The organism is Microbacterium sp. CIAB417 (genome assembly GCF_022788845.1).
The window spans coordinates 284592-297589 of record NZ_JAHZUT010000001.1 but is presented as its reverse complement, the minus strand read 5'-3'; the positions used below and the strand labels follow the sequence as shown (position 1 = coordinate 297589).

9 protein-coding genes and 1 riboswitch are annotated in these 12998 nt (G+C 67.8%); of the genes, 1 reads left to right on the top strand and 8 read right to left on the bottom strand.

Annotated features, from left to right (window positions below; genetic code table 11):
- Nucleotides 1–2: 2 nt before the first annotated feature.
- Nucleotides 3–1913, bottom strand: a complete 1911-nt coding sequence (gene typA / locus KYX17_RS01505) for a translational GTPase TypA (protein WP_243224771.1) — start codon at nt 1911–1913, stop codon at nt 3–5.
- A gap of 97 nt (nt 1914–2010) precedes the next feature.
- Between typA and KYX17_RS01500 the strand changes: the two genes are divergently transcribed.
- Nucleotides 2011–2784 (top strand): CPBP family intramembrane glutamic endopeptidase, encoded by a 774-nt coding sequence (locus KYX17_RS01500; protein ID WP_243224770.1) that lies wholly within the window; start codon nt 2011–2013, stop codon nt 2782–2784.
- Here the strand turns inward: KYX17_RS01500 and KYX17_RS01495 are convergent, their stop codons facing one another.
- From KYX17_RS01495 to KYX17_RS01465, 7 genes are all read right to left on the bottom strand, one after another.
- A complete protein-coding gene (locus KYX17_RS01495; protein WP_243224769.1) occupies nt 2785–4497 on the bottom strand; it encodes an ABC transporter ATP-binding protein in 1713 nt (570 codons plus the stop codon). It abuts the gene before it with no gap.
- The gene (locus KYX17_RS01490; RefSeq protein ID WP_243224768.1) at nt 4494–5447 is read right to left on the bottom strand and encodes an ABC transporter permease; all 954 of its coding nucleotides are present in this window, start codon (nt 5445–5447) and stop codon (nt 4494–4496) included. Before KYX17_RS01490 ends, KYX17_RS01495 begins: the two co-directional genes overlap by 4 nt.
- Nucleotides 5437–6366 (bottom strand): ABC transporter permease, encoded by a 930-nt coding sequence (locus KYX17_RS01485; protein ID WP_243226152.1) that lies wholly within the window; start codon nt 6364–6366, stop codon nt 5437–5439. The genes KYX17_RS01490 and KYX17_RS01485 overlap by 11 nt, the downstream gene beginning before the upstream one ends.
- Before the next feature lie 78 nt (nt 6367–6444).
- Nucleotides 6445–8067: an ABC transporter substrate-binding protein gene (locus tag KYX17_RS01480; RefSeq protein WP_243224767.1), complete on the bottom strand. Its 1623-nt coding sequence runs from the start codon at nt 8065–8067 to the stop codon at nt 6445–6447.
- 198 nt (nt 8068–8265) lie between these two features.
- Nucleotides 8266–11139 (bottom strand): aminomethyl-transferring glycine dehydrogenase, encoded by a 2874-nt coding sequence (gcvP, locus tag KYX17_RS01475; protein WP_243224766.1) that lies wholly within the window; start codon nt 11137–11139, stop codon nt 8266–8268.
- Complete coding sequence (gene gcvH, locus KYX17_RS01470) at nt 11139–11516, bottom strand: glycine cleavage system protein GcvH (protein ID WP_243224765.1); 378 nt, start codon at nt 11514–11516, stop codon at nt 11139–11141. The genes gcvP and gcvH overlap by 1 nt, the downstream gene beginning before the upstream one ends.
- Nucleotides 11513–12745 carry a glycine cleavage system aminomethyltransferase GcvT gene (locus KYX17_RS01465; RefSeq protein WP_243224764.1) on the bottom strand — a complete coding sequence of 411 codons (1233 nt, stop codon included), beginning with the start codon at nt 12743–12745 and terminating at the stop codon, nt 11513–11515. Before KYX17_RS01465 ends, gcvH begins: the two co-directional genes overlap by 4 nt.
- 142 nt (nt 12746–12887) lie before the next feature.
- A riboswitch (glycine riboswitch) is annotated at nt 12888–12982 on the bottom strand.
- Between the last annotated feature and the right edge of the window lie 16 nt (nt 12983–12998).

Sequence of the window (12998 nt, the reverse complement as noted above, 5' to 3'; positions counted from 1 at the left end):
TGTCAGGCGTTGGCGTCCTGGCGCTTCAGGCGCGAGGCCTCGCGGGCGCGGATCGTCTGGTCGAGGATCACCTTGCGGATGCGCACCTTCTCGGGGGTGACCTCGACGCATTCGTCGTCGCGGGCGAACTCGAGGCTCTCCTCCAGCGAGAGCTGCCGGGGCGGGGTCAGGCGCTCCAGTTCATCCGCCGTGGAGGAGCGCATGTTGGTGAGCTTCTTCTCCTTGGTGATGTTGACGTCCATGTCGTCGGCGCGCGTGTTCTCACCGACGACCATGCCCTCGTAGACCTCTTCGGTGGGCTGCACGAAGAAGCTCATGCGCTCCTGCAGCGCCATCATGGCGAACGGGGTGGCGACGCCGGCGCGGTCGGCGACGATCGAGCCGGACGCACGTGCCACGATCTGGCCCGCCCAGTCGTCGTAGCCGTGCGAGATCGCGTTGGCGATGCCGGTGCCGCGCGTGACGGACATGAACTCGGTGCGGAAGCCGATCAGGCCCCGCGACGGCACGACGAACTCCATGCGCACCCAGCCGGTGCCGTGGTTCGTCATGCCCTCCATGCGCCCCTTGCGCGCCGCGAGCAGCTGCGTGATCGCGCCGAGGTACTCCTCCGGAGCGTCGATCGTGAGGTGCTCGAAGGGCTCCTGGACCTTGCCGTCGACCTTCTTCGTGACCACCTGCGGCTTGCCGACGGTGAGCTCGAAGCCCTCACGGCGCATGTTCTCCACGAGGATCGCGAGCGCGAGCTCGCCGCGGCCCTGCACCTCCCAGGCGTCCGGCCGGCCGATGTCGACGACCTTGAGGGACACGTTTCCGATGAGCTCGCGGTCGAGGCGGTCCTTGACCATGCGGGCGGTGAGCTTGTGGCCCTTCACCTTGCCGACCAGGGGCGAGGTGTTCGTGCCGATGGTCATCGAGATGGCGGGGTCGTCGACGGTGATCGCCGGAAGCGGCCGGATGTCGTCCGGATCGGCGATGGTCTCGCCGATCGTGATGTCCTCGATGCCGGCGATCGCGACGATGTCGCCGGGGGCGGCGGATTCGGCGGGGAAGCGCTCGAGAGCGCGGGTCTTCAGCAGCTCGGTGATGCGGACGTTCGAATGCGATCCGTCGTGACGCACCCAGGCGACGGTCTGCCCCTTCTTGAGCGTGCCGTTGAACACGCGCAGCAGCGCGAGGCGGCCGAGGAACGGGCTGGAGTCGAGGTTGGTGACCCACGCCTGCAGCGGCGCCTCGTCATCGTACGACGGTGCGGGGATGTGCTCGAGGATCGCTTCGAACAGGGGCTCGAGGTCGTCGTTGTCCGGCAGTTCGCCGTTGGCCGGGCGCGTACGGGACGCCGCGCCGGCACGGCCGGAGGCGTACACCACCGGGACGTCGAGCAGAGCGTCGACATCGAGGTCGGGGACGTCGTCGGACAGGTCGGAGGCGAGCCCGAGCAGCAGGTCGTGCGCCTCCTCCTCGACCTCGGCGATGCGGGCATCGGGGCGGTCGGTCTTGTTGACGAGCAGAATGACCGGGAGCTTGGCCTCGAGTGCCTTGCGCAGTACGAACCGCGTCTGGGGCAGCGGGCCCTCGGACGCGTCCACGAGCAGGACGACGCCGTCCACCATCGACAGGCCGCGCTCGACCTCGCCGCCGAAGTCGGCGTGGCCGGGGGTGTCGATCACGTTGATCGTGACCGGGACGTCGGTGTGGGCGCCGTTGTACGTGATCGCGGTGTTCTTCGCGAGGATCGTGATGCCCTTCTCGCGCTCGAGATCGTTCGAGTCCATCGCGCGCTCGTCGACGTGGGCGTGCTCGCCGAAGGAGCCGGTCTGACGGAGCATGGCGTCGACGAGGGTGGTCTTGCCGTGGTCGACGTGCGCCACGATGGCGACGTTGCGGAGGTCGGAGCGGAGGGCGTGCGCCATGAAGGAGTCCTCAGAAGATGTGGGATGCGCCGGGATGCCGACTCCTCAGGATATCGCACGCTCGCTGAGGCCTCACTGAGCGGCATACGATCGACGGGTGACGACTCCCCCGGCATCCCGTGCGCGACTGCGGTGGGAGATCGCGATCGTGCTGGCGCTGGGGCTCGGGCAGTCGGCCGTGTACGCGATCGTACAACTGGCGTACCGCCTGACCGATTCCGTCCCCCTGGCCGACCAGACCGCGACGCTGAACCCCTCCCGCAGCGACCGCGAGATCTTCGACTTCGTCTACCAGGTGCTCTCGATCGCGTTCTCGCTGGTTCCGGTGCTGCTGGTGTGCTTCCTGCTCTGGCAGAGCTCGCGTCCCCACCTGGCGAGGCTCGGCCTGGACGGTCGTCGCATCCGGGGCGACGTGGGGCGCGGCATCCTGCTCGTGCTGGCGATCGGCATCCCGGGTCTCGCCCTCTACGCCACCGGACGGATGCTGGGGATGTTCGTGGCCGTGGACCCGGCCGGGCTGGACGCGCACTGGTGGACCGTGCCGATCCTGCTGCTCTCGGCCGCGCGGGCGTCGATCCAGGAGGAATTCGTCGTCCTCGGATACCTGTTCGCGCGGCTGAAGCAGCTGGGCTGGGGTCCGTGGCCGATCATCATCGCGACGAGCCTCCTGCGTGCGACCTATCACCTCTATCAGGGGCCGGGCGCCTTCCTCGGCAACCTGGCCATGGGCCTGCTGTTCGGCTGGCTGTTCGCTCGCTCGGGCCGGCTGCTGCCGTTCCTCGTCGCGCACTTCCTCATCGATGCGGCGGTCTTCGTCGGCTACCCCTGGGCGGCGGCGACGTGGCCGGCGGTGTTCGGCCTGCCGGGCTGATCAGCCGGCCCCCTGTCCCAGCGTGATCGCCGCACCCGGAATGGCGTCGAGCAGCCGCTGCGTGTATTCCTGACGAGGATTCGCGAAGATCTCGTCCACCGAGCCGTGTTCGACGATCCGCCCCTGCTCCATCACGCAGACACGGTCGGCGATCACACGCACGACGGCGAGATCGTGCGTGATGAACAGGTAGGTGAGGTCGAGATCCGCCTGCAGCTGGGCGAGCAGCTCGAGCACCTGCGCCTGCACCAGGACGTCGAGCGCGGAGACTGCCTCATCGAGCACGACGATCTCCGGCTTGAGCGCCAGTGCCCGCGCGATCGCGACGCGTTGACGTTGTCCTCCGGATAGCTCGTTCGGGTAACGGTCGACGATGCTGGCTGGAAGCGCGACCTGATCGAGCACTTCGAGTACGCGTGCGCGCCGCGATGTCGAATCCCCGACGCCGTGCACGCGCAAGGGCTCGGCAACCGTGTTGCCGATGTTGTGCAACGGATCGAGCGACCCGTACGGGTCCTGGAACACCGGCTGCATCTGGCGCCGCAACGCCTGCAGCTCGGCTCGGCCGAGAGCGTCGATGTCGCGACCGTTGACGCGAATCGTCCCGGACGTCTTCGGCTCGAGCCGCAGCAACAGCTTCGCCGCGGTCGACTTCCCCGAGCCGGATTCCCCGACGATGGCCATAGTGGAGCCTTTGGGCACGCTGAGGGAGATCCCGTCGACCGCTGTGAACGGCTGGGATCGGAAGCCGGTCCCCCGGATCCGGTAGACCTTGGTCACGTCGACGAACTCGATCGCCGTCGAAACATCGACCTGCTGTCCCGTTGCCGGAGCCAGAGCGGCGAGATCCAGATCTGCGGGCAACGCGGCGGTCGCGGGCTCGACCCCTGTCTGGATCCGCTTGGACGCCAGGCTCGGAGCCGCGGCCACGAGACGCTGCGTGTATGGATGCTGCGGATTCTGCAGGATCTCCAGCGCCGGCCCGGACTCCACGATGCGCCCGCGGTGCATCACGAGGAGGTTCTCGGCCCGCTCAGCCGCGAGCCCGAGATCATGGGTGATGAACAGCACCGCAGTGTTTCGCTCAGCGGTGAGCATGGCGAGGTGATCGAGGATTCGTTTCTGCACCGTGACGTCGAGCGCGCTCGTCGGTTCGTCCGCGATGAGGAGCTCGGGATCGGATGACAGGCCGATTCCGATGAGCACGCGCTGGCGCATACCGCCGGAGAATTCATGTGGGAACTGCCGAAGCCGACGCTCGGCATCGGCGAGACCGGCTTCGTTCAACACGGAGATCGCCTTCTTGCGCGCAGCTCGACGGCTCGTGGCCAGTCCGTTCGCGAAGATCGTCTCCTGCACCTGAAAACCGATCCGGTGAACCGGGTTGAGGCTGTTCATCGGATCCTGTGGCACGAGTCCGATCCGTTTGCCGCGGACATCCTCCATCCCGGACCGGCCCAAGGTCGTGAGCTCCTGACCCTGCAGCTGCACCGACCCGCCGGTGATTCTCCCGCTGCCGGGAAGCAGATTGATGAGCGCGTGCGCCGTGGTCGACTTGCCGGAACCCGACTCGCCCACGATCGCCATCGTCTCGCCGGGGTAGATGTCGAAACTGACTCCGCGAACTGCGGGCACGTAGCCGTCCTGGGTCTTGAACGCGACTTCCAGGTTCTCGACCGCCAGCAGCGGTCCTTCCAGCTCGTTGCGGCTCATCGCAGTGCCCTCGCCTTCGGATCGAGCGCGTCTCGGACCGTCTCACCGAGCATGATGAAGGACAGCACGGTGAGCGACAGCGCGATGGACGGATAGATCAGCGGCAGCGGATCGGTGCGCAGACGGATCTGCGCCTTCGAGATGTCCGTACCCCAGGAGACGATGTTCCCGGGCAGGCCGACCCCCAGGAACGACAGCGTCGCCTCAGCGGTGATGGCCGCCGCCAGCCCGACCGTGCTCACCACGATCACCGGGGCGATCGAATTCGGGAGCACGTGCGTGAACATGGTGCGCACGCGGGACACTCCGAGCGCTTCGGACGCCAGCACGAAGTCGTTGGACCGCACGCGCAGGATCTCGGATCTGAGGATTCGTGCGGTGGCCGGCCATGCGAAGAATCCGATCGCGAGCGAGATCACCAGGATGTTGCGGTTGTCCAGGAACATCGACATGATCACGACCGCAGCGAGAATGTACGGGATCGCGAAGAACATGTCGCTGATGCGCATCAGAAGCGAATCGACCCATCCGCCGAAGAAGCCGGCGAAGGCGCCGATCACGATGCCGAGCACCGCGATGATCACCGTCACGATGACCCCGACGCTGAGGGAGGTGGTCGTGCCATGGATCACACGCGAGTACACGTCGCACCCCTGGAAATCGAACCCCATCGGGTGTCCTGCGGTCGGGGGATCGTTCGAATCGTCCAGATTGCACGCGGTCGGCGAGATCTGGACGAACAGGCCGGGGAAGATCGCGATGATCGTCAGCGCCACGACGACGAACCCGGCGACCCAGAACATCCAGCGCCCGCGGAGATCGCGCCACGCGTCGAGCCAGAGGTTGCTCTTGCGTGCGCTGACGCGCACGGCGTCGACGGCGCCGATGCCCTCTTCATCGATGTCGGCCACGAAATGCGGCATGCGGTGGGTTCGAAGGTTATCTGGCATAGCGGATCCTCGGGTCGAGCACGCCGTAGAGCAGGTCGATCAGCAGGTTGACGAGTACGTAGATCACCACGAGGATCGTGACGATCGAGACGATCTCCGGTCCGTCGTGGCGATTGATCGCCTCGAACAGCTCGTTGCCGACGCCCGGGACGTTGAAGATGCCTTCTGTCACGGTCGCTCCGACGATCAGGATGCCGAAATCGGCGGCGAGGTTGGTCGTGACGGGGATGAGCGAGTTGCGCAGCACATGCACCGGGATGACGCGGCTGGTGGAGAGGCCCTTGCCGTAGGCCATCCGAACGAAGTCCTGCTGTCGCGTCTCGATCACGGATGCCCGGGTCAGTCGGATGACGTAGGCGAAGTTCAACGCTGCGAGCACGATGGCCGGAAGTATGAGATCGCTCCAGGGCGCCCCTGGCCCGACGGTCGGCCGGAAGAGTCCGAGCTGGATGCCCAGGAAGTACTGCGCGACGAACGCCAGCACGAACACGGGGACGGAGATGAGCACGAGGCTCAGCAGCATCGAGGCATGGTCGACGATCCCGTTCTTGCGCAGCCCCGCGATCAGACCGATCGCGACACCGAACACCAGTTGGATGAGCACTGCGAGCAGGGCGAGACGCAGCGTCACCGGGAAGGTCCTCGCAAGGATGTCGTTGACGCTCTGTCCACGGAACGTCGTGCCGAGGTCGCCCTGGAACAGGTCGCCGAGGTAGATCAGGTAGCGCTGGAGGAAGGGCTCGTTCAGGTGGAAGCGCTCCTGAAGCGCCTCGTACTGCGCTGGCGTCGGCGTCTTGTCGCCGAACAACGCGAGGATCGGGTCCCCCGGCAGGAGGAAGACCATCGAGTAGATCAGGAACGTCGCCCCGAGGAAGACGGGAATCGCCTGCAGGAGGCGTCGGATGATGTAGGCAGTCATGTCAGGCACGCGCGCCCCGTGGTGCGAGGCGGCGAATCGCAACCGCCTCGCACCACGGACCCGAGCAGGATCCGAGTATCACTCCTTCGTGATGGCGTAGATGATCGGCCAGCTGTCCCAGCCGTACTCGACGTTCTCGACCAGCGTCGAGTAACCGGCGTTCGTCGAGCGGTACCAGAGCGGCAGCACCGGCAGGTCTTGGAACAGCACCTCCTGCGCCTGTGCGAAGAGAGCGTTGCCCTCTTCGACGGACGGCGCCGTCGCGCCCTGCTGCACGAGCGAGTCGTACTCCTCGTTGGAGTAGTCGCCGTCGTTGGACCCGGCTCCGGTGATGAAGAGGGCACCCAGGATGTTGTAAGCGCCCGGATAGTCGAACTGCCAGCCCGAGCGAGTCGCCGCGTCGAGTGTGCGATTCGAGATCTCCTCACGCAGCGTGGCGAGGTCGGGGAACGACTGGCCGATCGCGTCGATGCCGAGCGTGTTCTTCAGCTGGTTCGCCACGGCGTCGACCCACGGCTGATGGCCGCCGTCCGCGTTGTAAGCGATCGTGAACGTCCCGCTCCACGGCGAGATGGCGTCAGCCTGCGCCCAGAGTTCCTGCGCCTTGGTGGCGTCGGCATGCGTGACCTCGGATCCGGGGATCGAATCCGACCAGCCTTCGATCACCGGCGAGGTGAAGTCGACGGCCGGGGTCCTCGTGCCTTCGAAGATGACGTCGGTGATCTGCTCTCGGTCGATCGCGTACGAGATCGCCTGACGCCGCAGCAGCCCTTCCTCATCGTTGCCGAAGTGCTCCAGTCGAGCGGGGATGGTGAGGCCTTCCCAGATCGCGGCGCCCTGGTCGACGGCGCGGTCGCCCAGATCATCCTTGTAGGTGGCGAGCGCCGACGGAGGCACGTTCGGGTTGATGACGTCGAGGTTGTCGCCGAGCAGGTCGGAGTAGGCCGCTTCCTGCGTCGCGTAGACGACGAGATCGACCCCGCCGTTCTGGGCCACCCTCGGGCCGTCGTAGGTCTCGTTCGGAACCAGGGAGATCACCTGGTCGTGCTCCCAGGAATCGAGCTTGTACGGGCCGTTGCCGATCGGGTTCTGTCCGAACGCCTCCGGGTCCTCGAAGAACGATTCAGGCAGCGGTGAGAAGACCTGGTAGCCCAACGAGATGGGGAAGTCGGACTGTGCGGCTGCGAGTTCGACCGTGAACGACGTCTCGTTGACGACTTCGAGCGCGAGAGTGTCCTCCCCGCCCTCAGGGTTGTAACCCGCGAAGTTGGCGAACCACCACTGGTTCTCGAATTCCGCGTCCGAAGCGGCATATTGCCACGCGTCGACGAACGACGAAGACGTCACGGGCGTCCCGTCACTGAACGTCTGGTCTTCCTTGATCGTGATCGTCCAGGTCTTGTTGTCTTCGGACTCGATGGACTCGGCGATGTCCATGGCCATGGCGCCGTCGGCTTCGTAGTACACCAGGCCTGCGAAGATGTTCTGCAGCACCAGGCCACCGCCGACCTCGTTGGTGACGGCGGGGATCAGCGGATTCTGCGGCTCGTTGTTCTGAACCGTGACGATTCCCGTCGAGGCGCCGGATCCTTCATCGTCTCCGGTCCCGTCGCCCCCGTCACCAGACGAGCATCCGGCCAGTGCGATGGCGCCTGCGGTCAGCAGCGCCGCGCCCGCGAGGGCGCTCCTGTTTCGCTTCACTTTGTGTCCTCCAATGGACATCGACAAGCGCGCACTCCTCATCGAGTGCGTCGTGATACTCAGAGGTTAAGCCCCCGTGCGCCTGCGCGTGCATCCCCGGGAGACGCCGTTAATGAACTGTTACTGAACGAACGGTCGGAAAAGACGGATCCCGCCGCCGGACGGGCCGGCGACGGGATCTCGGAGGGTGGCGGAAGCTCAGGCGAACGCCTCCACCGGAGGGCAGGCGCACACGAGATTGCGGTCGCCGTAGGCCTGGTCGATGCGCCGCACCGGGGGCCAGTACTTGCCCGCCACGAGCGCGGGAACCGGATACGCGGCCTCCTCACGCGTGTACGCGTGCGTCCACTCCCCCGCGATCAGCGAAACCGCGGTGTGCGGCGCGTTCACGAGCGGATTGTCGTCCGCCGGCCAGCGGCCCGACGCCACGGCATCCGCCTCCGACCGGATCATGATCATGGCCTCGATGAAGCGCTCGATCTCGCCGAGGTCCTCGGACTCGGTGGGCTCGACCATGAGCGTGCCCGGCACCGGGAACGACATGGTCGGCGCGTGGAAGCCGTAGTCGATCAGGCGCTTGGCGACGTCGTCGACCGTGACCCCGGTGGCCTCCTTGAGCGGACGCAGGTCGAGGATGCACTCGTGCGCGACCCGGCCGTTCTCGCCCGTGTAGAGCACGGGATAGTGCTCGCCCAGACGCGCGGCGATGTAGTTCGCCGACAGCACGGCCGCGGCGGTCGCGTCGCGAAGACCGGCGGATCCCATCATGCGCACGTACGCCCACGAGATCGGCAGGATGCCGGCCGAGCCGTACGGGGCCGCCGAGACCGGACCGCCGCCGAACTCGAATCCGCCCGCATGTGCGGCCTTCTGCTCGAGCGGGTGCGACGGCAGGAAGGGCGCGAGGTGCGCCTTGGCCGCGACCGGTCCCACACCGGGGCCGCCGCCGCCGTGCGGGATCGCGAACGTCTTGTGCAGATTGAGATGCGACACGTCGCCGCCGAGGTCGCCGAAGCGCGCAAAACCGAGCAGGGCGTTGAGGTTCGCCCCGTCGACGTACACCTGGCCGCCGGCCTCGTGCACCGCGGAGGTGATCTCGACCACAGCCTCCTCGTACACGCCGTGCGTGGACGGGTAGGTGATCATGAGGGCGGACAGCTCGTCGGCGTGCACGGCGATCTTGGCGCGCAGGTCGTCCAGGTCGACGTTGCCGAGCTCGTCGCACGCGACCACCACGACCCTCATACCGGCGAGGACCGCCGAGGCGGCGTTCGTGCCGTGCGCCGAGGACGGGATCAGGCACACTGTGCGCTGGTCGTCTCCGTTCGCGCGGTGGTATCCGCGGATCGCGAGGAGCCCGGCCAGCTCGCCCTGCGAGCCGGCGTTCGGCTGCAGGGAGACCGCGTCGTAACCGGTGACCTCGGCGAGCCAGCCCTCGAGCTGGTCGACGAGTTCGAGATACCCGGCGACGTCGGATGCCGGCGCGAAGGGGTGGATCCCCGCGAACTCGGGCCAGGTGATGGCCGCCATCTCGGTCGCGGCGTTCAGCTTCATGGTGCACGACCCCAACGGGATCATGCCGCGATCGAGCGCGTAGTCGCGGTCCGCGAGGCTCTTCAGATACCGCATCATGGCGGTCTCGGAGCGGTGCACGTGGAACACCGGATGCGTCAGGTACTCGTCCCGGCGCCGCAGCTCCGCCGGCAGCGCGTCCTTCGCGCCGGTGCCGAGGAAGCCGAGCGCGCGCTCCTGCTTGCCTCCGAACACCATGGCCACCTGGTGCAGCTCGCCCAGCGTGGTCGTCTCGTCCACCGAGATGCCGAGGGTGTCGGCGTCCGCCACATGGAACAGGATGCCGTAGCCGTGGTGTGCCTGCTCGGCGTACTCCGCCGCGCGGCCGGGCACCCGCACCGACACGGTGTCGAAGAACGCGTCGTTCAGGACCTCGACGCCCGCGTCGGCGAGCCAGTCGCGCAGCAGCGACGCCTTCGCCGCGGTCTCCGAGGCGATCGCGCGCAGCCCGTCGGGTCCGTGATAGACCGCGTACATGGACGCCATGACGGCGAGCAGCACCTGGGCGGTGCAGATGTTCGACGTCGCCTTCTCACGACGGATGTGCTGTTCGCGGGTCTGCAGCGACAGCCGGTAGGCGGGCTTGCCGTCGGCGTCCACCGAGACGCCGACGAGCCGGCCGGGAAGCTGACGTTCGAGCCCCTGGCGGACGGCCATGTAGCCGGCGTGCGGACCGCCGAAGCCCATCGGCACGCCGAGGCGCTGCGTCGTCCCGACGGCGACATCGGCCCCCAGCGAGCCGGGAGAGGCGATCAGCGTGAGGGCCAGGAGATCGGCCGCGACCACGGCCAGGCCCCCGGCGACATGCGTCGCGTCGATGACCGCCGTGGGGTCCCACACGAGGCCCGAGGCAGCCGGATACTGCACGAAGACGCCGAACAGCTCCTCGGGCAGCGCCTCGCCGGCCGCGAGGTCGCGCTCGACGAGCTCGACGCCCACGGCATCCGCTCTGGTCGCCAGCAGGGCCTTGGTCTGCGGGAACGCTCCGGAGTCGACCACGAAGACGTTCGAGGCGGCCTTGGACGCGCGGCGTGCGAGCAGCATGCCCTCCGCGACCGCCGTCGACTCGTCGAGCATGGAGGCGTTCGCGGTGGACAGCCCGGTCAGGTCGGCCACCATGGTCTGGAAGTTGATGAGCGCCTCGAGGCGCCCCTGCGAGATCTCCGGCTGATAGGGCGTGTACGCCGTGTACCAGGACGGGTTCTCCAGGACGTTGCGCTGGATCACGCTCGGAGTGATCGTGCCGTAGTACCCCAGGCCGATCATGGGCGTGCTGACCGTGTTGCGCGCGGCGAGGGCGCGCAGTTCCGCGAGCGCCTCGGCCTCGGTAGCGGCGCTCGGGATGGCGGACTCCCCTGCGGCGGTGAAGATGGATGCCGGGACGGCCTGGCGCATCAGCTCGTCGACGGAGGCCTCGGCATCCGCGACCCCGAGGGCGTCGAGCATCTGCCGCTGCGCGTCGGAGGTCGTCCCGATGTGACGGTCGGCGAAGGAGACCATCAGCCCTCCGTGATGGCGACGTAGGCGTCGCGATCCAGCAGGCCGTCGAGCGCGCCATCGGCGACGGCGACCTTGATCAGCCACGCGTCCTCGAACGGCGAGGAGTTCACCAGGGCCGGGTCGTCGACCACGGCCTGGTTGACCTCGGTCACGGTTCCTGCGACCGGCGCATAGAGCTCGGAGACCGACTTCGTCGACTCGGCCTCGCCGAAGACGGCGCCCCGGGTGAGCTCGGTGCCCACGGCGGGCAGCTCCACGAAGACGATGTCGCCGAGGGCGTCCGCGGCGAAGTCGGTGATGCCGACCGTCGCCGTGTCGCCGTCGACGGCGACCCACTCGTGCTCTTCGCTGTACTTCAGGGTTGTCAGGTCGGTCATCTCGTCCTCCGGTAGAAAGGCATGTCGGTCAGGGTCGCGGGGATCCTCGTCCCCCGCACGTCCAGGAAGAGCGGCTGCTCGCGCGCCGCCGGGTCGATGTAGGCCATGGCGATCGGGTGTCCGAGCGTCGGGCTGAGCGCACCGCTGGTGATCTCGCCGACGACGGAACCGTCCTCCGACACGACGGCGTAGCCCGAACGGCCGGCTCGACGGCCCTCAGCGGCGAGGCCGACCAGGACTCGCGCGTCGGATGCCGGCTGCACCGCGTCCCTGCCCACGAAATCGTCCTTGTCGGCGGCGACGACGCGTCCCAGCCCCGCCTGCGCCGGCTTGGTGTCCAGCGTCAGCTCGTGGCCGTACAGCGGCATGCCCGCCTCGAGACGGAGCGTGTCCCGTGCCGCGAGACCGGCGGGAACGAGACCGTGCGGCTCCCCCGCCGCGAGCACCGCATCCCACAGGGCGGTCGCGTCGGCGGCGCGCACGAGCAGCTCGAAGCCGTCCTCGCCGGTGTACCCGGTGCGCGCGATCAGCAGCGGCTCGCCGCGGAAGCGGGCCGACGCCCAGGCGTAGTAGCGCTGTTCCGCCCACGGGATCGAGACCTCCGTGATGCCGTCCGTCTCGGCGAGGATCGTCTCGGCGGCCGGGCCCTGCACGGCCAGCAGCGCGTAGTCGTCGGAGACGTCGACGACCGTGACGCCCCCTTCGCTCGTCGAACGGTCCGCACCCCCTTCGCTCGTCGAACGGTCCGCACCCCCTTCGCTCGTCGAACGGTCCGCACCCCCTTCGCTCGTCGAACGGTCCGCACCCCCCTCGCTCGTTGAGCGAGCCGCAGGCGAGTCGAAACGCGTCCGCTCCTGGAGCGCGTGCGCCACGGCATCCCGGTTCCCGGCGTTGGAGATGATCAGGAAGCTCTCCTTGCCGAGCCGGTAGACGATGACGTCGTCGACGATGCCGCCGGACTCGGCCAGCACGAGCGAGTACTTCGCCCGGCCGACGGCCACGGCGGAGATCCGACCGGCCAGCGCGTGATCGAGGTAGGCCGCGGCATCCGGACCGTCGACGGTGAACTCGGCCATGTGCGAGATGTCGAACAGACCCGCGGCCCGGCGCACGGCATGATGCTCGGCGAGGTCCGACGTGTAGCGCACCGGCATCTGCCAGCCGCCGAAGTCGGTGAAGGACGCGCCCAGCGACTCATGTCGCTCGCGCAGAGGTGTGAAGCGGGCCACGGAGTTCTCCCGGATCGGACGGATGGATGCCGTACGGAATGCACGGTATCCGAGAACTCCCCCTCTGTCATGGGCCTGAGAGTTTCACCCCGATGGGGCTTTCACCGTCGGCGGATGCGCGGGCATCGCTTTCCAGAGTGGCCCGACCGGCGCGGTACGCGTACCTGAGAGATTGGCGGGGAGGCTTGCTCCTTCGGTGCCCGGCCGGAATCACCGGGGCTCTCCCGCACGGGTCGTGGGGCCGTCTTCAGTT

Bases quoted from the DNA above. Each gene is read 5' to 3' on its own strand.
- KYX17_RS01495 (WP_243224769.1), bottom strand. From the start codon at position 4,497: ATGAGCCGCAACGAGCTGGAAGGACCGCTGCTGGCGGTCGAGAACCTG.
- gcvP (WP_243224766.1), bottom strand. From the start codon at position 11,139: ATGGTCTCCTTCGCCGACCGTCACATCGGGACGACCTCCGACGCGCAG.
- KYX17_RS01490 (WP_243224768.1), bottom strand. From the start codon at position 5,447: ATGCCAGATAACCTTCGAACCCACCGCATGCCGCATTTCGTGGCCGAC.
- KYX17_RS01485 (WP_243226152.1), bottom strand. From the start codon at position 6,366: ATGACTGCCTACATCATCCGACGCCTCCTGCAGGCGATTCCCGTCTTC.
- gcvH (WP_243224765.1), bottom strand. From the start codon at position 11,516: ATGACCGACCTGACAACCCTGAAGTACAGCGAAGAGCACGAGTGGGTC.
- typA (WP_243224771.1), bottom strand. From the start codon at position 1,913: ATGGCGCACGCCCTCCGCTCCGACCTCCGCAACGTCGCCATCGTGGCG.